The sequence below is a fragment of the Streptomyces telluris genome (assembly GCF_024519335.1).
Classification (GTDB): domain Bacteria; phylum Actinomycetota; class Actinomycetes; order Streptomycetales; family Streptomycetaceae; genus Streptomyces; species Streptomyces telluris.
On sequence record NZ_JANIID010000009.1, the window covers coordinates 172,582 to 192,805 of the forward strand.

Genomic DNA, 20,224 nt, shown 5'->3' on the forward strand with positions numbered 1-20,224 from the left:
GTGCCCCCATTCACCGTTTCCCGGGGGACAGGCCCCGCGCGCTTGCCCTCGACTCCGCCCTCGTCAGGAGGTCTCCCCATGACTCCGCCCCCGACCCCGCCCTACGACGTGGACGTCACCCCCGAGCAGGCCGGCTGGGCCCACTCCGCCCTTCGCGTCCTCACCCTTCCCCCCGGCGGCGCCCACAGCTTCCCCACCGGTGACAGCGAGTGGATCGTGCTCCCCCTGCGCGGCGGCTGCGCCGTCACCACCGGTGACGGCGACGCCTTCGAACTCCGCGGCCGCGCGAGCCCTTTCTCGTCGGTCACCGACTTCGCCTACGTCCCCCGCGACACCACCGCCACCCTCACCACCCCCGCCGGCGGCCGCTTCGCGCTCGCCGGGGCCCGCTGCGAACGCCGTCTGCCCGCCCGCTACGGGCCCGCCGAGGCCGTCCCCGTCGAGCTGCGCGGCTCCGGCAGCTGTTCGCGCCAGGTCAACAACTTCGCCGCCGCGGGCGTCTTCGCGTGCGACAAGCTCATCGCCGTCGAGGTCCTCACCCCCGGCGGGAACTGGTCCTCCTACCCGCCCCACAAGCACGACGAGCACCACCCGGGCGAGGAGTCCGAGCTGGAGGAGATCTACTACTTCGAGATCGCGGACGGGCCCTCCGGCACGCCCGGCCTCGGCTACCAGCGCGTGTCGCCCTCGCGCGACAAGGGCACCGACGTCCTCGCCGAGGTCCGCACGGGCGACGTCGTGCTCATCCCCGACGGCTGGCACGGCCCCTCCATGGCCGCGCCCGGCCACGACATGTACTACCTCAACGTCATGGCCGGCCCCGGCGCGGAGCGCGAGTGGCTCATCCGCGACCACCCCGACCACGCCTGGATCCGTACGACCTGGCCGGACCAGCCGGTCGACCCGAGGCTGCCGCTCCACCCGGGAGGGAACCGATGACGACCGACCGCGACGCCGACCGGACCGCCGACCGGGCGGCCACCCGCCGCCTCACCGTCGCCCAGGCCCTGGTGGAGTTCCTCTCCCGCCAGTACACCGAGCGCGACGGCCGCCGCCGGCGCCTGATCGCCGCCTGCTGGGGCATCTTCGGCCACGGCAACGTCGCCGGGATCGGGCAGGCGCTGCTGGAGTCCGGCGACGCCATGCCGTACCACCAGGGCCGTAACGAACAGGCCATGGTCCACGCGGCCGTCGGCTACGCCCGCCACCTCGACCGGCTCTCCGCGCACGCCGTCACCACCTCGATCGGCCCGGGCGCCACCAACCTCGTCACCGGCGCCGCCCTGGCCACGGTCAACCGCATCCCGGTCCTGCTGCTGCCCGGCGACACGTTCGCCGGCCGCCCCGCGGACCCCGTCCTGCAGCAGCTCGAACACCCCGGCGCGGGCGACGTGTCCGTCAACGACTGCCTGCGCCCGGTCTCCCGGTACTTCGACCGGATCACCCGTCCGGAGGCACTCATTCCGGCCGCTCTGCAGGCCGTACGGGTCCTCGCCGACCCCGTGGAGACCGGCGCCGTCACCCTCGCCCTGCCGCAGGACGTGCAGGCCGAGGCGTACGACTGGCCGGAGGAGTTCTTCGCCGAGCGCGTCTGGCCCGTGCGCCGTCCCGCCCCCGACCCGGCCGAACTGGCCGCGGCCGTGCGGGCGGTACGGGCCGCCCGCCGCCCCCTGCTGATCGCCGGCGGCGGCGTCCACCACAGCGAGGCCGAGGACGCGCTGCGCGCCTTCGCCGACGCGACCGGCATCCCCGTCGCCTCCACCCAGGCCGGCAAGGGATCCCTGCACCACGCCCACCCGGCGGACGTCGGCGGCATCGGCCACACCGGCACGGCCGTCGCCGACGACCTGGCCCGCACGGCCGACCTGGTCATCGGCGCCGGCACCCGCTACAGCGACTTCACCACCGCCTCGAACACCCTCTTCGCCGCCCCGGGCGTGCGCTTCGTCAACCTCAACGCCGCCTCCTTCGACGCCCACAAGCTCTCCGGGCTGCCGCTCGTGGCGGACGCCCGCGCCGGCCTGGAGGCGCTGACGGAGGCCCTGGCCGGCCACCGCGTCCCGGACGCGTACGAGAAGGAGTACACGGCCGGCAAGCAGGCCTGGGAGCGGCTCGTCACCCGGGCGTTCACCGCGCGGGACGCCGCCGCCCGCCCGACCCAGGCCCAGGTCCTCGGGGCCCTCGACGCCGTCGTGGACGCCACCGACGTCGTCGTCAACGCCGCCGGCTCCCTCCCCGGCGACCTGCACAAGCTCTGGCGCGCCCGCTCCCGCCGCCAGTACCACCTCGAGTACGGCTACTCCTGCATGGGCTACGAGATCCCGGCGGCCATCGGCGTCGCCCTGGCCGAGCCCGGCCGCCCGGTGTGGGCGCTCGTCGGCGACGGCACGTACCTGATGATGCCGACGGAGCTGGTCACCGCCGTGCAGGAGGGGATCCCCGTCAAGGTGGTGCTGATCCAGAACCACGGGTACGCCTCGATCGGCGGCCTGTCCGAGTCCGTCGGCGGCGAGCGCTTCGGCACCGCCTACCGCTTCCGCGCCGCGGACGGCACGTACACCGGCGACCCGCTGCCCGTGGACCTGGCCGCCAACGCCGCCTCGCTCGGCATGCACGTGCTGCGCGCCCGCACGGCCGGTGAGCTGCGGGAGGCGCTGGCCGAGGCGCGCGCTTCCACGCGCCCCACATGTGTCTATGTGGAGACCGAAACAGCCGACACAGTGCCGGGCGCGCCCCCTGCCCAGGCGTGGTGGGATGTGCCTGTCGCCGGGACCGCGACCCGCCCGGCGGCCCGCAGGGCCCGGGAGGAGTACGAGCGCCACGCCGCCGCCCGCCGCCGCTATCTTTGACCGTAGGAGAGGCCGACCGATGAAGACCGTCAACCACTGGATCGACGGCAAGGCCGTCGAGGGCACCTCCGGCACGTACGGGCCGGTCACCGACCCGGCGACGGGCGCGCGGACGACGCGGGTCGCCTTCGCCTCGGCGGAGGAGGTGGACGCCGCCGTCGCCGCCGCCAAGGCCGCCTTCGCGACGTGGGGCACGTCCTCCCTGGCCACCCGCACCGCGATCCTCTTCCGCTACCGCGCGCTGCTGGACGCCCACCGCGCCGAGCTCGCCGAGCTGATCACCGCCGAGCACGGCAAGGTGCACTCCGACGCCCTCGGCGAGGTGGCCCGCGGCCTGGAGATCGTCGAGCTGGCGTGCGGCATCACCACGCAGCTCAAGGGCGAGCTGTCGACCCAGGTGTCCGGCGGCGTGGACGTGGCGGCGATCCGCCAGCCGCTCGGCGTCGTCGCCGGCATCACGCCCTTCAACTTCCCGGCGATGGTGCCGATGTGGATGTTCCCGCTGGCGATCGCCTGCGGCAACACCTTCGTGCTCAAGCCCAGCGAGAAGGACCCCTCGCCCGCGATCCTGCTGGCCCAGCTGGCCGCCGAGGCCGGGCTGCCCGAGGGCGTCCTCAACGTCGTCAACGGCGACAAGGAGGCCGTCGACCGGCTGCTGACCCACCCGGACGTCGCCGCCGTCTCCTTCGTGGGCTCCACGCCCATCGCCCGCCACATCCACCGGGTGGCCGGCGAGCACGGCAAGCGCGTCCAGGCCCTCGGCGGCGCCAAGAACCACATGCTGGTGCTGCCCGACGCCGACCTCGACGCGGCCGCCGACGCCGCCGTCTCCGCCGCGTACGGCTCGGCCGGCGAGCGCTGCATGGCCGTCTCCGCGGTCGTCGCGGTGGGCTCGGCCGGCGACGAGCTGGTGGAGAAGATCCGCGAGCGCGCCGCGAAGATCAAGATCGGGCCGGGCGACGACCCCGCCTCCGAGATGGGCCCGCTCATCACCAAGGCCCACCGCGACAAGGTCGCCTCCTACGTGCACGGCGCGGCCGCCCAAGGCGCCGAGGTCGTCCTCGACGGCACCGGCTTCACGGTCGAGGGCTACGAGAACGGGCACTGGATCGGCCTCTCCCTGCTCGACAAGGTCCCGGTCGAGGCCGACGCCTACCGCGACGAGATCTTCGGCCCGGTGCTGTGCGTGCTGCGCGCGGAGTCCTACGAGGAGGGGCTGGCGCTCATCAACTCCTCGCCGTGGGGCAACGGCACGGCCGTCTTCACCCGGGACGGCGGAGCGGCCCGCCGCTTCCAGCTGGAGGTCGAGGCGGGGATGGTCGGCATCAACGTGCCCATCCCGGTGCCGGTCGGCTACCACTCCTTCGGCGGCTGGAAGGACTCCCTCTTCGGCGACCACCACATCTACGGAAACGACGGCGTCCACTTCTACACGCGCGGAAAGGTCGTCACCACCCGGTGGCCCGACCCGGCCGACAGCGCCGTCGACCTGGGCTTCCCGAGCCACCGCTGAGGACCTCCCGCTGCACGGAACACGATCGTCCGGAACGTAAGCTCAGGCCATGACCTGGTCCAGTGCGCTGCGGAAGGCCGCGCGCGACGGGCTGACGATCGAGCGCACCAAGCTGACGCCCGTGGTCGCCGCCCGTGGCGCGCTCGGTGTCGCGATCGTGGTCGGGGTCACCCTGTGGCTGGGGACCCCGGCCCTCGCGGTGTCGTCCGCGTTCGGCGCGTTCTCCGCCGGGCTGGTGACGTTCCAGCGGAGCTGGCGGCCCCGACCGGTGCTGGCGCTCGCCGTGGCGGTCGGCCTCGCCGTCAGCACCTTCCTCGGCTACGTGGCCGCCTTCGACCCCGTCGTCTTCGGCACCCTGCTGACCGTCTGGACACTGCTCGCGGGCATGGCCTGGGCGGTCGGGCCGGTCTCCGGCCTGGTCGCCACGCAGACGATCGCCGTCATGCTCGTCACCGTCACGCTCCCGACGTCCGTCACGGGAGCGCTGCACCACGCCGGGCTGATCGCGGTCGGCGGGCTCGTCCAGGCGGCCCTCATCGTGCTCCTGCCCGTCCGCCCCTGGGGCGTCCAGCGGGACGCGCTCGCCGACGCGCTCGCCGCCGAGGCGGACTACGCGCGCCGCCTCCGGCACGACCCGCAGGCCGGCTTCGACCCCCAGCCGCTCATGGACGCCCGCGAGGCCGCCGAACTGACCCCCCGCCAGGCCCGCAGCCGGCCCCGCCAGCTGGGCGGGCCGCGCGGCGTCGCCGAACGGCTGCGGCCCGTCCTCGCCGCGCTCGCCGACCCCGTCCTCGGCGCCCCCGCCGAGGGGCCCGAACGGGACCGCGCGCGGGACCTGCTGGGCGCGGCCGCGACCGTGCTGGACGCCGTCGCGCGCGCCATCCGGTGGGGCAAGCCCGTGAAACTGCCCGAGGAGGCGACCGCCGTCCTCACCGTGCCCGCCACCGGGCCGGTCCTGCACGGCGCCGCGCGCCGCTCCGCCCTGCGCCTGATGGCCCTGCTCGGCGACGCGGTCGACGCCACCGACCAGCCCGTGCGCCGCACCACGACGCGCGGCGCCCCCGAACACCGGCACCTGCTGCGGCCGTCCGTGCCCCGGCTCGTGCCCGTCGGGCTGCGGGCGCTGCGGCGCGAGGCGCGCTGGTCGTCACCGGTCGGGCGGCACGCCGTGCGGAGCGCCGCGGTCGTCCTCGCCGGCTACGCCGCCGGCACCGCCCTGCCCTGGGGGCACGCCTACTGGGCGCCCATGACCTCCGTGATGGTGATGCGGCCCGACTTCGGCCAGACGTACTCGCGGGGCGTCGCCCGGTTCGCGGGGACGGTCGTCGGCGTGGCCGTCGCCGGCGTGCTGATGGCCCTCACGCACCCCGGGCCGTGGGTGTGCGCCGGACTGTCGGTCGTGTGCGTCGGACTGATGTACCTGCTGATGCGCACCGGCTACAGCGTGACGTCCGCGTGCATCACCGCGTACGTCGTCTTCCTCCTCGGCATCGCCGGGGAGGGCTGGTCGCAGACCGTCGAGGCGCGCGTCGCCCTCACCCTCCTCGGCGGGCTGCTGGCGATGGCCGCCTACGCGCTCTTCCCCACCTGGGAGACGCCCCGGCTGCGGGACCGGCTCGCCGAATGGCTCACCGCCAACGGGCACTACGCGCTCGCCGTGCTGGGCGCGTTCGCCGAACCCGGGGAGCGCAAGCCGCGCCGCGTGCGCGAGGCCCTGCTCGACGCGCGCGCCGCCCGCACCGCCTGGGAGGAGATGGCCGGCCGCGCCCTGACCGAGCCCGTGCGGCACCGCGGGCTCTCGCGCACCTCGGAACGGGCCGCGGAGTCGGCGCTGGCCACGATGGGCCGGGCGACGCTGCTGATGGAGGCCCACCTGCCGGAGAAGGACGCCGAACCGTCCAAGGGCGCGGCCTCGTTCGCCGCCGCCGTGGCCGACGCCCTGCCGGCCGCCGCCGCGGCCGTCCGCGACCGCAAGCCCCTCGACTGGACGGCCCCTCGGGCGGCGCTCGCCGCGTGGCGTGAGGAAGAAGGCGAGGAGGGCGTGGCCGTACGGGGCTCGGAACTCCTCCTGGACGCCCTGAACGAACTGGCGACGGCCCTGTCCCCGGGCCCGGGCGGCCGCAACCGCGCCACGCGCAGGCCCTAGGGCCGCGCCGTTTGTTCACGGCGCGCCCCCGAAAACCCCGGCCGCCCGCGGAGTGGCACCGCCGGTCTGCGCCGCGGTGGCGGATCGCCGTTGCGGCGGGGGGTTTGTGCGCCCGGCGCGTTCCGGCGCGGTTCGGGCGCGTCCCGGCGGTGCCGGGAGGCCTGGTCGTCCGGTTCGGCACCGCCGGCCTCCGCCGTCGTGGTGCAGCGCCGTTGCGGCGGAGGGATTCGGCGCGGCCTGCCGGGCCTTCGCCTGCTGGCCGGCCCGGCCGTGCGGCTCCGTCACGGCCGGGCGGTCCGCCGGTCCTGCCGTTTTTCTCCGCCGCGACGGCGATCAACCCCCGTGCCGTATTCCGGCGGTGCCGGGCCCGCCCGGTGGTCGGGTCACGGCGTGAACAGGCGTTCCAGATGGCTCTCCAGCAAGCCCTTCGCCTCCTCCGGTGTGCACACCTCCAGCAGGAGATACGTCGTCAGCCCGTCCGTCAGCGCGATCAGCAGCATCGCTTCCGCGTCCGGCACGCGGGTCGCCGCCACCTCGCCCCGGGCGATTCCCGCCCGGACCTGGTCCGCGAAAAAGGCCCTCAGGGCCGGGACGCCCTCCTTGGCGTGGCCGCGCAGGCGTTCGTCATGGAGGGCGCGGACGAAGTAGGCGATCTGGACCAGGTTCCCGGTGCGGCTCTCCTCGTCCAGGGGGAGCATCTCCGTGACCGTCTCCCGCAGGACGTCCCGCGGCGACGGCGGCGCGGAGAGGCCCGTGAGGCGTCTGCGGATGCGCTCCTCCGCCAGGCCGCCCAGGTGCTTGAGGGCGAAGACGAGCAGCTCGTCCCTGCTGGAGAAGTAGTGCTGGAGCTGGCCCAGCGAGATCCCCGCCTCCGCGGCGACGTCGCGCAGGCTCGCGCCGTCGAGCCCCCGCGCGCACGCGATGCGCCACAGGGCCTCCGCGATCGCCCGGCGGCGCTCCTCGTGGTCCACGCGCTTGGGCACGCCCACCACCTCATCTTTCCAAGTCGTTTGTATTGCTATAGCTTATTGCCATACAACTGACTTGGAAAACAGGAGCGGCACCCCATGACAGGACACCGACGCGGCGCACACGCGCAGACGCAGCCCGGGCTCAGGCCACCGCGCAACGGCGTGGACCCGCGGGCCCGCCGCTGGTGGACCGTGCAGGCGCTGCTGACGGTCACCGGCCCCCTGCTGCTCGTCGCGGCCGCCCTGCTCGTGAACTCCCTCCTGTTCTTCCCCGGCGCCCTCCCGTGGCTCGCCCCGCTCGTCCTCGCCGTCCTCGTCCTGCCCGCCGCGGGCTACGTCACGGCCATGCCGCGCCTGCGCTGCCGCGTCCACGCCTGGGAGGTCGGGGAGGCCGCGGTCTACGCCTCGGGCGGCTGGCTCCTGCGCAAGCGCCGCATAGCCCCGCTCTCGCGCGTCCAGACCGTCGACACCGTCCGCGGCCCGCTCCAGAGCCGCTACGGCCTCGCCACGGTCACCGTCACCACCGCCTCCACGGCCGGTGACGTCCGCATCACCGGCGTCTCCGACGAGGCCGCCGAGTGGATCGCCGCCCGCATCGCCGACGCCGCCCGCCTCGTGCCCGGGAACGGTGACGCCGCATGAGCGAGCAGCTGTCCGGCCGGCACCCTCGGCGGCATTCCCACCAGCACCCCGATCAGTGGCGCACGCTCGACCCCCGCACGATCGCCGTGCACTGCACCTGGCTGGGCGCGCCCCTCGGCTCGCTCGCCCTCACCGCACTTGCCACCGGCGGCCGGTTCGACACGCGCGCGTGGATCACGCTCGCCGTGATCGGCGCCGTCTTCGCCACCATCACCGCGAGCGGTGTCGTCACCTGGCGGCGCACCCGCTACCGCGTCACCGCCGACGCCGTCGAGCTCCGCACGGGCCTGTTCACGCGCAGCGTCCGCGCGATCCCCCTGCACCGCGTCCGCAACGTCGACATCACCGCCAACGCCGTCCAGCGCGTCCTCGGCCTCGCCGTGCTGCGCGCCGGCACCGGCGGCGGGGGGAGCGGCGGCGAGATCTCCCTGGAGGCCCTCGCCCGCCCCGAGGCCGTCCGGCTGCGCGCCGAACTCCTCGCCCGCTCCGGCGCCGGCCGCGCCGACGACCCCGTGCTCGCCACCGCCGACCCGCGCCGGCTGCGCTACGCCCCGCTGACGTTCTGGGTCGTCGGCGGCGTCTTCGCGGCCGCGGGCGGCGTGTGGCGGATCCTCGACGGGATCGGCATCGAGCCCTGGCGCATCGGCTTCGTCCGCCGCGCCTTCGAGGACTTCGGCCACAGCTTCCTGTGGGTGACGATCCCGCTCGCCCTCCTCGTGATCACCGTCCTCGGTGCCGTCGGCGCGGTCGCGCTGTACGCCGAGCAGTGGTGGGACTACCGCCTGGAGTGGACCGACACGGCCACCCTGCGCGTGCGCCGCGGCCTGTTCACCACGCGGTCCGTCTCCATCGAGCGGGCCCGCCTGCGCGGCGTGACGCTGCGTGAGCCGCTCCTGCTGCGCGCGGGCGGCGGGGCGAGCGTCCGGGCCGTCGCGGGCGGCCTCGGCACCAAGGAGGAGAACCGCGGCCGCAGCGTCGTCCTGCCGCCCGCCTCGTACGGCGAGGCGCTGCGCGTGTGCGGCGGCGTGCTGGGCGAGCCCCTCGGCGCGCCGGAGCTGGCCCCCCACCCGCGGGCCGCGCTCCGCCGCCGCGTCGTGCGGGCGTTCGCGTGGGGCGTGCTGCCGCCCGCCGTCGCGCTGGCGGTGCCGGGCGCGCTCCTCGCGCCCGTCCTGCTGTACTGCGCGGCGGGCTGGGTGCTGCTCGCCGCCCCCGTCGCGTACGGGCTCGCGCGCGACGCCTACCGCGGGCTCGGCCACGGCCTCCGGGGCCGCTTCCTCCTCGTGCGGTCCGGCACCTTCGGCCGGGAGACGACGGCCCTGGACCGCTCGGCCGTGCTGGCGTGGACCTTCACCGACAGCCCCTTCTCCCGCCGGGCGGGCGTCGTCACCGCGACCGCCGCCGTCGCCGCGGGAGAGGACGGATACCGTATTCGGGACATGTCCGCCGCTACTGCCGTGAGTTTCGTGGAGGCGGCAACTCCGGGAATTCTCACCGAATTCCTGGAATCTCCCCGGAGTGCGGCGAACGGCAGCCGCACATAGAGGGATTTGTCCGGTCCTCTTGAGGTTTTCCGAGCAGTTTTTGTTATCGTCGCGCCCCATCCGCATCTCCTATGTGTCGGACCGAACGGATCGACTCCCGAAACGGAATGCCGGAGAAGGGTGGCGGAGCGTGAACAGTCAGAGCGTGGCCGTGGTCGAGGCGGCGCGAGCCGGGGACACGGCGGCACAGGACGAGCTCGTCGCCGCGTACCTCCCACTCGTCTACAACATCGTCGGCCGGGCCCTGGGCGGCCACGCCGACGTCGACGACGTGGTCCAGGAGACCATGCTCCGGGTCATCAACGGCCTCGGCGAGCTGCGCGACGCCGCCGCCTTCCGGTCCTGGCTCGTCGCCATCACCATGAACCAGATACGCAGCCACTGGCGGGAGCGCCCGGAGACTCCCGTCAGTGGCCTGCAGGAGGTCGCCGAAGTCCCCGACCCGGAGGCGGACTTCGTCGACATCACCATCGTCCGGCTCGGCCTGCAGGGGCAGCGCAAGGAGGTCGCCGAGGCCACGCGCTGGCTCGACGACGACGAGCAGACCGTGCTGTCCCTGTGGTGGCTGGAGGCCGCCGGCGAGCTGACGCGCGCCGAGGTCGCCGCCGCCCTGGACATGACCCCGCAGCACGCCGCCGTCCGCATCCAGCGCACCAAGGCCCAGCTGGACACCGCCCGCGGCGTCGTCCGGGCCCTCGCCGCGCAGCCGGCCTGCTCCCAGCTCGGCGAGGTCGTCGCCTCCTGGGACGGCGCCCCCTCCGCCCTGTGGCGCAAGCGCGTCGCCCGCCACGTGCGCGGCTGCGGCCGCTGCGTCGGCGCGACGTCGGCCCTGGTCCCCGCCGAGGGGCTGCTGGTCGGCCTCGGTCTGGTGCCGCTGGGCGCCGGTCTGCTGAGCTGGTGGCGCGGCGGGTCGGTGCTGCAGACGCAGCAGGTGGCCCACGTGTCCCCGGCGGCGTCCCCGGCCGGTGCCGGTGCCGGCGAAGGCACGCGCGCGGGCGCGCGTGCGGCCCGCCGCCGCGCGGGCAACGGCAACGGGGGCCACCGCGCGAGCCGCCCCCGCACCGCCAAGCGGGCCGCGGCCGGCGCCGCCGCCCTCGCCCTCCTCACGGGCGGCGTCCTCGGCGGCCTCTACCTCTTCACCGACTCCCCCGAGGAGACGTCCGTCTCCGCCAAGGACGGGCAGGTGCCGCAGAACCGGGTGAAGGCCCTCGACGCCGGCGCGTCCGTGCTGCCGTCCGCCGCCTCCCCGTCCGCCTCGGCGAGCGCCTCCGCCTCCGCTTCGGCCAAGCCGTCCGCGTCCGCGTCCGCCTCGTCCTCCGCCTCGCCCTCCGCGGAGCCGAGCCGGTCCGCCTCCGCGAAGCCGTCGCCCGAGGCGAAGAGCGCGAGCCCGGCCAAGCGCGCCCCCAAGGCCGCGAACCCCGGCGGCGGCGGACTCGGCCAGCAGGTCACCGCCCTGGTCAACGCCGAGCGCGCCAAGGTCGGCTGCTCGCCCCTGACCGAGAACAGCAAGCTGGACGCCGCGGCCCAGGGCCACTCCGACGACATGGCCGCCCGCAGCTTCTTCGACCACACCAACCCCGACGGCAAGGGCCCCGGCGAGCGCGTCACCGCCGCCGGCTACAACTGGAGCACGTACGGCGAGAACATCGCCTACGGGCAGCAGTCGGCGTCCTCCGTCATGGACTCGTGGATGAAGAGCGACGGCCACCGCAAGAACATCCTCAACTGCTCCTTCAAGGAGATCGGCGTGGGTGTCAACCACGCCCCGGGCGGCCCGCGCTGGACCCAGGTCTTCGGCGCCCGCTGATCCGCTCACGGCTCCACCCGCCGGCCCGCCCGCCGGCGGGCCGGCTCAGCGCCGCCGCCCGCCCTTGAGCGTGGCCCGCAGGTACTCGCGGTTCATCGAGCCGATCGCCGTGAGCGGGATGCCCTTGGGGCAGGCCACGGCGCACTCGCCGGTGTTCGTGCAGCCGCCGAAGCCCTGGTCGTCCATCGTCTCCACCATGTCCAGCACCCGGGCCTCCCGCTCGGGGGCGCCCTGCGGGAGGACGTTGAGGTGGACGACCTTCGCGGAGGTGAAGAGCATCGCCGAGCCGTTGGGGCAGGCGGCCACGCAGGCGCCGCAGCCGATGCACTCGGCGTGCTCGAAGGCGAGGTCGGCGACCGGCTTGGGCACGGGCGTGGCGTGGGCCTCGGGGGCGGAGCCGGTGGGGGCGGTGACGTAGCCGCCGGAGCCGATGATGCGGTCGAAGGCGGAGCGGTCGACGACCAGGTCCTTCACGACGGGGAAGGCCGCCGCCCGCCACGGCTCGACGTCGATGGTGTCGCCGTCGGCGAAGTGGCGCATGTGCAGCTGGCAGGTCGTGGTCCGCTCGGGCCCGTGCGCCTGCCCGTTGATGACCATGCCGCACGCGCCGCAGATGCCCTCGCGGCAGTCGTGGTCGAAGGCCACGGGTTCGTCCCCGGTGAGGATCAGCTCCTCGTTGAGGTGGTCGAGCATCTCCAGGAAGGACATGTCCTCGCTGATTCCCGTGACCCGGTAGGTGGTCATGGCGCCCGGTTCGCCGGCATTGCGCTGGCGCCAGATGCGCAGGGTGAGGTCCATTACGCGTAGCTCCGCTGGGTGGGGTGGACGTATTCGAAGGTCAGTGCTTCCCGGTGGAGGACGGGCGCCCGGCCCGGCCCGGTGAATTCCCAGGCCGCCGCGTACGAGAATTCCTCGTCCTTGCGGGCCGCCTCGCCCTCGGGCGTCGCGCTCTCCTCCCGGAAATGGCCGCCGCAGGATTCCGAGCGGTGCAGGGCGTCCAGGCACATCAGCTCGGCGAGTTCGAGGTAGTCGACGATGCGGTTGGCCTTTTCCAGGGACTGGTTGAGTTCCTCGCCGGTCCCGGGAACTTTGATGCGCCGCCAGAACTCCTCGCGCAGGGCGGGAATGCGGCCGAGCGCCTTGCGCAGGCCGGTTTCCGTGCGGGCCATGCCGCATTCGTCCCACAGCAGTTCGCCGAGCTCGCGGTGGAAGGAGTCCGGGGTGCGGTCGCCGTCGTTGGCGAGGAGGCGGTCCAGCCGGCCGGTCACCTCCGTGACGGCTCCGGTCACGGCCGGGTGGTCCCCGGGCACGGCGTCGTGCGGGTGCCGCGCCAGGAAGTCGTTGATGGTGGAGGGGAGGACGAAGTAGCCGTCGGCCAGGCCCTGCATCAGCGCCGAGGCGCCGAGGCGGTTGGCTCCGTGGTCGGAGAAGTTGGCCTCGCCGATCGCGAACAGGCCCGGCACGGTGGTCTGCAGGTCGTAGTCCACCCACAGGCCGCCCATGGTGTAGTGGATGGCCGGGTAGATCCGCATGGGGACCTCGTACGGGTTCTCCGCCGTGATCCGCTCGTACATCTCGAAGAGGTTGCCGTACTTGGCCTCGACGGCCTTGCGGCCCATGCGGGCGATGGCGTCGGCGAAGTCCAGGTAGACGCCCTGCCCGCCCGGGCCCACGCCGCGCCCCTCGTCGCAGACGTTCTTCGCGGCGCGCGAGGCGATGTCGCGGGGGACGAGGTTGCCGAAGGCGGGGTAGATCCGCTCCAGGTAGTAGTCGCGCTCGTCCTCGGGGATCGCGGCCGGCGGGCGCGTGTCGCCCTTCGCCCGGGGCACCCAGATGCGGCCGTCGTTGCGCAGCGACTCGCTCATCAGCGTCAGCTTCGACTGGTGGTCGCCGGAGCGCGGGATGCAGGTGGGGTGGATCTGGGTGAAGCAGGGGTTGGCGAAGTAGGCGCCGCGGCGGTGGGCCCGCCAGACCGCCGTCGCGTTGGAGTTCTTGGCGTTGGTGGAGAGGTAGAAGACGTTGCCGTAGCCGCCGCTGGCGAGGACCACCGCGTCCGCGAGGTACGTGCTGACGGCGCCCGTGATCAGGTCGCGCGCCACGATCCCGCGCGCCCTGCCGTCGATGACGACCAGGTCGAGCATCTCCGTACGGGCGTGCATCTCGACGTTCCCCGCGTCGATCTGGCGGCTGAGCGCCTGGTAGGCGCCGAGCAGCAGCTGCTGGCCCGTCTGCCCGCGCGCGTAGAACGTCCGGGAGACCTGGACGCCGCCGAAGGAGCGCGTGTCGAGCAGCCCGCCGTACTCGCGGGCGAACGGCACGCCCTGCGCCACGCACTGGTCGATGATCTCGACCGAGACCTGTGCGAGGCGGTGGACGTTGGACTCGCGGGCGCGGAAGTCGCCGCCCTTGACGGTGTCGTAGAAGAGGCGGTGCACGGAGTCGCCGTCGTTGCGGTAGTTCTTGGCGGCGTTGATGCCGCCCTGCGCGGCGATGGAGTGGGCGCGGCGCGGCGAGTCCTGGTAGCAGAACTGCACGACGTGGTAGCCCTGCTCGGCGAGGGTGGCGCCCGCGGCGCCGCCCGCCAGGCCGGTGCCGACGACGATGACGGTGTGCTTGCGGCGGTTCGCCGGGTTGACGAGCTTGGCCTCGAAGCGGCGCCGGTCCCAGCGCTCGGCTATGGGCCCGCCGGGGGCGGCGGTGTCGGTGACCGGCTCGCCGGTCGTGTAGTGCGTGTAGTCGGACGCGTGCGGGTGGCCGGACGCGTGCGTGTGGTCGGACGAGAGGGACATGCTCAGCTCACGACTCCTGTCAGGACGCCCACGGGCACGGCGATGAAGCCGCAGGTCAGCACCAGCGCCAGTGCGTTGGCCAGGAACTTCAGCGCCCGGTCGCGGCGGGGGGAGTTGGCGCCCAGCGTCTGGGCGGCGCTCCAGAAGCCGTGCCGGATGTGCAGCCCTAGGGCGAGCATCGCGGCGATGTAGAAGGCCGTGACGGCGGGGCGGTCGAGGGAGGCGACGAGGTTCTCGTAGGGGCGGCCCTCCTCGGCGTTGGGGTTGACCGTCAGCGTCGTCAGGTCGAGGACGTGCCAGACGATGAACAGCCCGAGGATCACGCCGCCCCAGCGCATGGTGCGGGTGGCGTAGCTCGCGCGCCGCCCCTTCTTCCCGCGGGTGCCGGCGTAGTTCTGCGGCCGCGCGGCGAGGTCGCGGCGGCTGAGCTGGTACGCGGCCACGCCGTGCAGCACGACCGCCGTCCCGAGGGCGGCGCGGGCGATCCACAGGAACCACTCGTAGTGCAGGAAGGGCTCGCCGACGGTGCGGATCCAGTGCCCGTAGTGGTTGAACTCCCCGGCCCCGAAGAACACCTTCAGGTTGCCCACCACGTGGGCGACCAGGTACGCCAGCATGATCATGCCGGTGACCGCCATGACCGCCTTCTTGCCGACGGTCGACCGCCACACGGAGCCGATGAGGGACGGAGGACGGTCCGTCCGGGTCGCCAGTGCCATGGCACCAGACGCTAGGCAGCGGCCGGTCGATCCGTCCAAGACATGATGAAGCTGGTTTCCATAGGCTCGTCCTATCTATGCTGCTGACCGTGCAACTCCAGCAGCTCCGCTACTTCGCGACCCTGGCCGAAGTCCGTCACTTCACCCGGGCCGCCGAGTCCCTGCACGTCGCCCAGCCGTCGCTGTCCCAGCAGATCCGCGCCCTGGAGCGGGAGCTGGGCGCCGAGCTCTTCCACCGCGCCCGCGGCAACATCACCCTCACCGACGCCGGCGAGGCGCTGCTGCCGCTGGCCCGGCAGATCCTGGCCGACACCGAGACGGCCCGGCGCGAGGTGCAGGAGGTCGCCCAGCTGCGCCGCGGCCGGGTGCGCCTCGGCGCCCCGCCCAGCCTCTGCGCGAGCCTCGTCCCCGACGTCCTGCGGGCCTACCACGCCCGCTACCCGGGCATCGAGCTCGTCGTCGACGAGGGCGGCTCCCAGGACCTCGTCCGCACCCTCGCCGCCGGGGGCCTCGACCTCGCCCTGGTCATCACGCCCCTGGCCGTCGGCGCCCCGGCCCTGGCCACCACCGAGCTCCTGCGCGAGGACCTCGTCGTCGTCTCCGCCCCCGGCGAGCCGCCGCCCGTCCGGCGCCGCGCCCTGCGCGTGGCGGACCTGGAGGGCCTGCCCATGGTGATGTTCCGCCACGGCTACGACCTGCGCGAGATCACCATCGCGGCCTGCCGCGCCGCCGGCTTCGAGCCCGTCTTCACCGTCGAGGGCGGCGAGATGGACGCGGTCCTCGGCTTCGTCCGCGCGGGCCTGGGCCTGGCGGTGGTGCCGGGGATGGTGGCGGCCCGCTCGGGCCTGCGGGTCACCCCCTTCGAGGGCACCCGCATGCGCCGCACGATCGCCCTGGCCCACCGCAAGGACGTCGCCCCGCCGCGCGCGGCGCGCGAGCTGCGGACGGTGCTGCTGGAGCATCTGGGGACGGCGGAGGCCTGAGGCGGCTCAGCCCCACAGCCACCGCCCCAGCGCCACCCCCGCGAAGGCCGCGCCCAGCCCGCACGCCACGCTGAGGACCACGTTCGCGGCCGCATAGCCGCGGGCGCCCTCGCGGGCCAGGACCAGCGTCTCGTAGGAGAACGTGGAGTACGTGGTGAGCGCGCCGCACAGGCCCGTGCCCAGGAGCAGTTGCAGATGGGAGGGGGCGGCGGCGGTGAGGACGCCCAGGACCAGGCTGCCCGCGGTGTTCACGGTGAACGTGCCCCAGGGGAAGACCGAGTCGTGGCGCGACTGCACCGCGCGGTCGGTGAGGTAGCGCAGGGGCGCGCCGGCCATCGCGCCGGCGACGACGAGGAGCCAGTTCACGCGCCGCCCTCCGGCGCGGGTCCGGGCGGCAGGACCTCGACGGGCTCCAGCGTGACCAGACGCTCCCCGGTGACCGCGCCCAGCAGCGGCAGGAACGCCCGTACGCGCTCCTCCGCGTCCACGATCACCACCGTCACCGGCAGGTCCTCGCTCAGGGAGAGCAGCCGTGCGGTGTGTACGACGGAGGAGGCGCCGTAGCCCTCGATCCCGCGGAAGACCGTCGCCCCGGCGAGCCCGGCGGTGTGCGCGCGGTGCACGATCTCGGTGGACAGCGGGCGGTGCTCCCAGCGGTCGGACTCGGTGAGGAAGACGGTCAGGCGAAGGGCCCCGCCCCGCGGCCTCGCGCCCTGCGGAGAGGTCATCGCGCACGCCTCCGCAGCAGGAACGCCTTCGTCGCCGTGGCCGCCACCAGGACCGTCGCCAGCGCGCCGGCGAGGGTGCCCGCCAGATACGCCAGTGCCGTCGCCGCGCGCCCGGCCTCGATCAGCCGCTGGGCGTCCACCGTGTACGTCGAGAAGGTGGTGAACCCGCCGAGCACCCCCGTCCCGAGGAACGGCCGCAGCAGCCGGTGCGGCGCGGCGAGCTCGGCGATGACCGTCAGCAGCACCCCGATCAGGGCGCAGCCCACCAGGTTGATCAGCAGGGTGGTCCAGGGGAAGGCGCCGGCCGGCGTGGGCCACAGCAGCCCGGCGCCGTAGCGGGCGGCGGCCCCCGCGCCGCCGCCGAGGGAGACCGCGCAGACGACCGCGCCCTGTCCGCGCAGCACGGACGGCCGCGCCGGGGAAGGCGCCGGCGGGCGCGGGCCGCCGGTGACCGTCCCGGGCCGGGTCGTGCTCACGGACGTTCCGCCTCTCCTCCGCGCAGGGCCTGCGCCCGGGCCTGGCCGGGCGCTCCCAGGCTATCCGGCGGCGGGCCCGGCCGCCCTCGCCGTCCCCGCCGCCCCCACCGCCGCGAGGTAGGCGTCGGCCCGGTCCGCGTCCATGAACCAGTCCTGGAAGCCGGCCGGGTCCGCGTAGCCGTTGATGTAGCGGTGCGCGACCTCGGGGTGGTGCGCCGCCGCGGACATGACGCGCTGCACGTGCTCCGGCGGGGGCCCCAGCAGCAGGTTGGTGAAGGCCGTCACGTGGCGGGCGTGCTCCCAGTGCGCGGCGAACGCGCGCAGCATCCACGTGCGGTCGAAGGGCCGTTCGCCGCGGCCGGTGATCTCCCGCAGGTACCGGTCGGCGCAGCGGGCCGCGCTGTTGGCGCCCTGTCCGCCGATCGGGTCGTTGAGGACGACGGCGTCCGCCATGCCCAGGACGTACGCGCCCGGTGCGACCTGTGCGACGGGGTGGCGCACGACGGGGGTCACGGCGCCGGTGAGCGCGGCGCCGCCGTCGGTCGGCTCCATGCCCCGGCACAGCTCGTACTCGCGGGGGAGCCGGCCGCGCAGCAGCTCCAGGGAGCGCTCCACGAAGGCGCCCGGCCCCGGCCGGTCGCCCCAGACGTCGAGCGGCCCGCCCGGCACCGCCTCCCACAGCAGCATCTCGCAGGGCCCGTCGAGCGTGAGGCCGTGCAGCACGTAGAACTCCCCGGCGCCGTCCACGGGGTTGATCCGCCCGTGCGGTCCGCCGTGGCCGTCCGGCCCGTGCGTGCCGCGCACGTAGCAGGCGGCGAGCGTCCGCTGCGGGCGGTCGTAGGGGCTGTGCCGTCCGTCGCGCGCGAAGATCCCGGCGAGGGGGCCGTGGCCGGTGGCGATGACCGTCAGGTCGTGGGCGGCGGCGATCCCCGGCAGGTCCTCCGGGCCGACCGTGCCGTACACGACGCGCCCGCCGCGCTCCTCGAACAGCTCCAGCCAGCCCGCCGTCTTCACCCGCTGGTCGACGGACTGCGCGGGCGCGTCGAGGGGGACGGTGATCCCGCCTGCGCGAGCGTACGGCCCTTCGGTGACGGCCATCCGGATGGCCGTCATCCGGGGTGTCCGCGCCTCCCACCGGTTCAGCCCGGCGGCGCGCTCCAGGGCGAGGGCGGGGCCGAACATCACCTGCGTGGAGAGGATACGCCCGGCCCGCACCTCTGCGGGCCCGCGGGCGGCGTACAGCGTGACCTCGTAGGCCTCGGTGACTTCGTAGGGCTCGGTGGCCCCGTAGGACTCCGCGGGCTCTTCCGGCGGCTTCTCCGGCCGCAGCCCCAGGGCCAGCTGCAGCCCCGCCTGACCCGCTCCGACCACCGCGATCCTGCGCATCGCCGCCTCCGCGGGCCCGGAGGTCGCCTGCCGTGTGGTCCCGGTGCCGGGCCCCCATCCGTTGTAGCGGGACGCGCCGCGCGCTGTACAGATGGCGTACGAATGCCGCACTTCCGTCCGGTGAGCGTACACCGGCCGGTCTCCGGGGGCCCCGCGGCCGCCCGTGTCGACCGGGGGCGCGGCGCGCGGGCGCCATCATCGTCCGCGCCGCGACACGCCCGTGCGGCACTGGCCTGATGGCGACGGTCCGGAGGGCGGCTCAGGTGCTGGTCACACGGGTTAATCGGAGGATGATACGACCGGTGGCCGGGGCAACGGCCCAGGACGGCCGTGCGGCGACAGCCGATTATGAGCCACACGCGAGCCACCCTCGTACGCGCGCACGGGCCGCAAGCGGCCTTCTGAGCCTGCCCCGACCGGCCGGCCGGGCGGTCGAGAGCGCCATGAAGCAGGAGGGACGGCGCATTCCGGTATGGCAGGAAACCGTCGCTTCCCGAGCGTTCCCGTGGGCAGTCTTCTGGCCGGTCAGGCTCCGCCCCCGGGCGGGGCGCCCGCCCGGCAGGGTCGGTCGCAGGACCGAAACCGATCCAGGGAGGCACACGATGACGACCCAACCCCAGCTGCCCCGCGCGGTGGCGCCCCGGGAGCCGGTTCCCCAGATCCAGCGCGCCGGGATGCTCGACCAGGTCGAGAAACGGCTGCGCGGCCTCCTCAACGACGAGCACCGGCGCTGGCGCACCGCCGACGCGCGGGGCGCCGGCATCGTGGAGTCCCTCGCCGAACTCGTCGCCGTGGGGGCCGACCGGGTCCGCCCGGTCATCCTCCTCACCGGCTATCTCGCGGCGGGCGGCGACCCGGAGGCGCCCGAGGCCGTCGAGGCCGCCGCCGCCCTCGAACTCCTCGACACCTGCACCCTCATCCGCAGCGACGTGCGCGACAACGCCGCACTGCGCCGCGGCATCCCCACCCTGCACGTCAGCCGCGCCGCCGAGCACGAGCGCAACGGCTGGGCCGGCGAGGCCCGGCGCTTCGGCGACTCCACCGCCACCCTGGCCGGCGACCTCGCCCTCTCGCTCGGCGACCGGCTCGCCGCGCGCCTGCCCGCCGCCGCGTGGCAGATCTGGGACGACATGCGCACCGAGCGCGTGATCGGCACCTACGCGCACGAGGCGATGGCCGCCGAATACCTCGACGACCCGTGGCCCGGGCGGTGCATATCGGGCTGCGACCGGGGCTGCACGGCGGGCTGGTACGCCCTGCGGCACCCGCTCCGGCTGGGCGCCGCGCTCGCCGGCCGGAGCGACCTCGACACCGCCTACGACGCCTACGCCCGCTCGCTGCACGCCGCGTGGCGGCTGCGCGGCTTCCTCGACGGCGGCCCCGAGTACGACTGGGACGCGGAGCTGCTGCGGGAGATCCTCCTGGAGCGCGAGGAGCGCGGCATCGCCGAGCGCCTCATCCGCGAGCTGGTGGACCGGGCGTCGCGGACCGCGGCCTCCTCGCGGCTGGCCGACGGGTGGTGCGAGGAGCTGACGGCCTTCGCCGTGCGGATGGCGGCGGAGCGGGCGTAGGAGGCGCTGCGCCGTACGGGGAATTCCGCCCGGGAATTACCGCGGATTCCTGTGTGGCGTATGCACGGACGTGGCCGTGGAAAGGGCGGCCGGCCGGGGGAGA

The 20,224-nt window shown here is 74.6% G+C and carries 17 protein-coding genes; 9 read left to right on the forward strand and 8 right to left on the reverse strand.

Features of this window, described 5'->3' with window-relative positions; genetic code table 11:
• Window positions 1-78: 78 nt before the first annotated feature.
• The 4 genes from iolB to NQU55_RS13330 are packed head-to-tail and all read left to right on the forward strand — an operon-like array spanning window position 79 to window position 6,508.
• Complete coding sequence (gene iolB / locus NQU55_RS13315; RefSeq protein WP_168094844.1) at window positions 79-939, forward strand: 5-deoxy-glucuronate isomerase; 861 nt, start codon at window positions 79-81, stop codon at window positions 937-939.
• Window positions 936-2,849 (forward strand): 3D-(3,5/4)-trihydroxycyclohexane-1,2-dione acylhydrolase (decyclizing), encoded by a 1,914-nt coding sequence (iolD, locus tag NQU55_RS13320; RefSeq protein ID WP_168094843.1) that lies wholly within the window; start codon window positions 936-938, stop codon window positions 2,847-2,849. Before iolB ends, iolD begins: the two co-directional genes overlap by 4 nt.
• 19 nt (window positions 2,850-2,868) lie before the next feature.
• Window positions 2,869-4,362 (forward strand): CoA-acylating methylmalonate-semialdehyde dehydrogenase, encoded by a 1,494-nt coding sequence (locus NQU55_RS13325; protein WP_256790598.1) that lies wholly within the window; start codon window positions 2,869-2,871, stop codon window positions 4,360-4,362.
• 49 nt (window positions 4,363-4,411) lie between these two features.
• Complete coding sequence (locus NQU55_RS13330) at window positions 4,412-6,508, forward strand: FUSC family protein (protein WP_168095719.1); 2,097 nt, start codon at window positions 4,412-4,414, stop codon at window positions 6,506-6,508.
• 383 nt (window positions 6,509-6,891) lie between these two features.
• Here NQU55_RS13330 and NQU55_RS13335 read toward each other — a convergent pair whose 3' ends face one another.
• On the reverse strand, window positions 6,892-7,491 hold the full coding sequence (locus NQU55_RS13335; protein WP_168095720.1) for a TetR/AcrR family transcriptional regulator: 600 nt from the start codon (window positions 7,489-7,491) through the stop codon (window positions 6,892-6,894).
• 84 nt (window positions 7,492-7,575) lie between these two features.
• Here NQU55_RS13335 and NQU55_RS13340 point away from each other — a divergent pair, with 84 nt between their 5' ends.
• The 3 genes from NQU55_RS13340 to NQU55_RS13350 all read left to right on the forward strand — a co-directional run bounded on the left by NQU55_RS13340 (window position 7,576) and on the right by NQU55_RS13350 (window position 11,469).
• Window positions 7,576-8,121, forward strand: coding sequence for a PH domain-containing protein (locus tag NQU55_RS13340; protein ID WP_168095721.1), 546 nt, complete (start codon window positions 7,576-7,578; stop codon window positions 8,119-8,121).
• Window positions 8,118-9,662 carry a PH domain-containing protein gene (locus tag NQU55_RS13345; RefSeq protein WP_256790599.1) on the forward strand — a complete coding sequence of 515 codons (1,545 nt, stop codon included), beginning with the start codon at window positions 8,118-8,120 and terminating at the stop codon, window positions 9,660-9,662. The genes NQU55_RS13340 and NQU55_RS13345 overlap by 4 nt, the downstream gene beginning before the upstream one ends.
• A gap of 130 nt (window positions 9,663-9,792) precedes the next feature.
• Complete coding sequence (locus tag NQU55_RS13350) at window positions 9,793-11,469, forward strand: sigma-70 family RNA polymerase sigma factor (protein WP_168095610.1); 1,677 nt, start codon at window positions 9,793-9,795, stop codon at window positions 11,467-11,469.
• Window positions 11,470-11,514: 45 nt separating this feature from the next.
• On the opposite strand, the gene NQU55_RS13355 is transcribed toward NQU55_RS13350, so the two are convergent.
• The 3 genes from NQU55_RS13355 to NQU55_RS13365 are packed head-to-tail and all read right to left on the reverse strand — an operon-like array spanning window position 11,515 to window position 14,977.
• On the reverse strand, window positions 11,515-12,267 hold the full coding sequence (locus NQU55_RS13355; RefSeq protein WP_168095611.1) for a succinate dehydrogenase/fumarate reductase iron-sulfur subunit: 753 nt from the start codon (window positions 12,265-12,267) through the stop codon (window positions 11,515-11,517).
• Window positions 12,267-14,258: a fumarate reductase/succinate dehydrogenase flavoprotein subunit gene (locus NQU55_RS13360; protein WP_168095612.1), complete on the reverse strand. Its 1,992-nt coding sequence runs from the start codon at window positions 14,256-14,258 to the stop codon at window positions 12,267-12,269. Before NQU55_RS13360 ends, NQU55_RS13355 begins: the two co-directional genes overlap by 1 nt.
• A 2-nt stretch (window positions 14,259-14,260) precedes the next feature.
• Window positions 14,261-14,977 carry a succinate dehydrogenase cytochrome b subunit gene (locus tag NQU55_RS13365; protein WP_168095613.1) on the reverse strand — a complete coding sequence of 239 codons (717 nt, stop codon included), beginning with the start codon at window positions 14,975-14,977 and terminating at the stop codon, window positions 14,261-14,263.
• Window positions 14,978-15,066: 89 nt separating this feature from the next.
• Here NQU55_RS13365 and NQU55_RS13370 point away from each other — a divergent pair, with 89 nt between their 5' ends.
• On the forward strand, window positions 15,067-15,960 hold the full coding sequence (locus NQU55_RS13370; protein ID WP_168093974.1) for a LysR family transcriptional regulator: 894 nt from the start codon (window positions 15,067-15,069) through the stop codon (window positions 15,958-15,960).
• Between the two features lie 6 nt (window positions 15,961-15,966).
• Here NQU55_RS13370 and crcB (NQU55_RS13375) read toward each other — a convergent pair whose 3' ends face one another.
• The 4 genes from crcB (NQU55_RS13375) to NQU55_RS13390 are packed head-to-tail and all read right to left on the reverse strand — an operon-like array spanning window position 15,967 to window position 18,550.
• Window positions 15,967-16,326: a fluoride efflux transporter CrcB gene (gene crcB / locus NQU55_RS13375; RefSeq protein ID WP_168093973.1), complete on the reverse strand. Its 360-nt coding sequence runs from the start codon at window positions 16,324-16,326 to the stop codon at window positions 15,967-15,969.
• A complete protein-coding gene (locus NQU55_RS13380) occupies window positions 16,323-16,688 on the reverse strand; it encodes a DUF190 domain-containing protein (protein ID WP_168093972.1) in 366 nt (121 codons plus the stop codon). Before NQU55_RS13380 ends, crcB (NQU55_RS13375) begins: the two co-directional genes overlap by 4 nt.
• On the reverse strand, window positions 16,685-17,164 hold the full coding sequence (crcB, locus tag NQU55_RS13385; protein ID WP_168093971.1) for a fluoride efflux transporter CrcB: 480 nt from the start codon (window positions 17,162-17,164) through the stop codon (window positions 16,685-16,687). Before crcB (NQU55_RS13385) ends, NQU55_RS13380 begins: the two co-directional genes overlap by 4 nt.
• Before the next feature lie 60 nt (window positions 17,165-17,224).
• The gene (locus NQU55_RS13390) at window positions 17,225-18,550 is read right to left on the reverse strand and encodes a styrene monooxygenase/indole monooxygenase family protein (protein ID WP_168093970.1); all 1,326 of its coding nucleotides are present in this window, start codon (window positions 18,548-18,550) and stop codon (window positions 17,225-17,227) included.
• A gap of 602 nt (window positions 18,551-19,152) precedes the next feature.
• On the opposite strand from NQU55_RS13390, the gene NQU55_RS13395 reads away from it, so the two are divergent.
• The gene (locus NQU55_RS13395; protein ID WP_240976515.1) at window positions 19,153-20,121 is read left to right on the forward strand and encodes a polyprenyl synthetase family protein; all 969 of its coding nucleotides are present in this window, start codon (window positions 19,153-19,155) and stop codon (window positions 20,119-20,121) included.
• The last annotated feature ends 103 nt before the right edge of the window (window positions 20,122-20,224 follow it).

Excerpts from the sequence above, each read along its gene's own strand:
- NQU55_RS13390 (WP_168093970.1), bottom strand. The coding sequence starts at position 18,550 with ATGCGCAGGATCGCGGTGGTCGGAGCGGGTCAGGCGGGGCTGCAGCTG.
- NQU55_RS13395 (WP_240976515.1), top strand. The coding sequence starts at position 19,153 with ATGACGACCCAACCCCAGCTGCCCCGCGCGGTGGCGCCCCGGGAGCCG.
- NQU55_RS13380 (WP_168093972.1), bottom strand. The coding sequence starts at position 16,688 with ATGACCTCTCCGCAGGGCGCGAGGCCGCGGGGCGGGGCCCTTCGCCTG.
- iolD (WP_168094843.1), top strand. The coding sequence starts at position 936 with ATGACGACCGACCGCGACGCCGACCGGACCGCCGACCGGGCGGCCACC.
- NQU55_RS13340 (WP_168095721.1), top strand. The coding sequence starts at position 7,576 with ATGACAGGACACCGACGCGGCGCACACGCGCAGACGCAGCCCGGGCTC.
- NQU55_RS13365 (WP_168095613.1), bottom strand. The coding sequence starts at position 14,977 with ATGGCACTGGCGACCCGGACGGACCGTCCTCCGTCCCTCATCGGCTCC.
- NQU55_RS13345 (WP_256790599.1), top strand. The coding sequence starts at position 8,118 with ATGAGCGAGCAGCTGTCCGGCCGGCACCCTCGGCGGCATTCCCACCAG.
- NQU55_RS13360 (WP_168095612.1), bottom strand. The coding sequence starts at position 14,258 with ATGTCCCTCTCGTCCGACCACACGCACGCGTCCGGCCACCCGCACGCG.
- NQU55_RS13330 (WP_168095719.1), top strand. The coding sequence starts at position 4,412 with ATGACCTGGTCCAGTGCGCTGCGGAAGGCCGCGCGCGACGGGCTGACG.
- NQU55_RS13325 (WP_256790598.1), top strand. The coding sequence starts at position 2,869 with ATGAAGACCGTCAACCACTGGATCGACGGCAAGGCCGTCGAGGGCACC.
- iolB (WP_168094844.1), top strand. The coding sequence starts at position 79 with ATGACTCCGCCCCCGACCCCGCCCTACGACGTGGACGTCACCCCCGAG.
- NQU55_RS13355 (WP_168095611.1), bottom strand. The coding sequence starts at position 12,267 with ATGGACCTCACCCTGCGCATCTGGCGCCAGCGCAATGCCGGCGAACCG.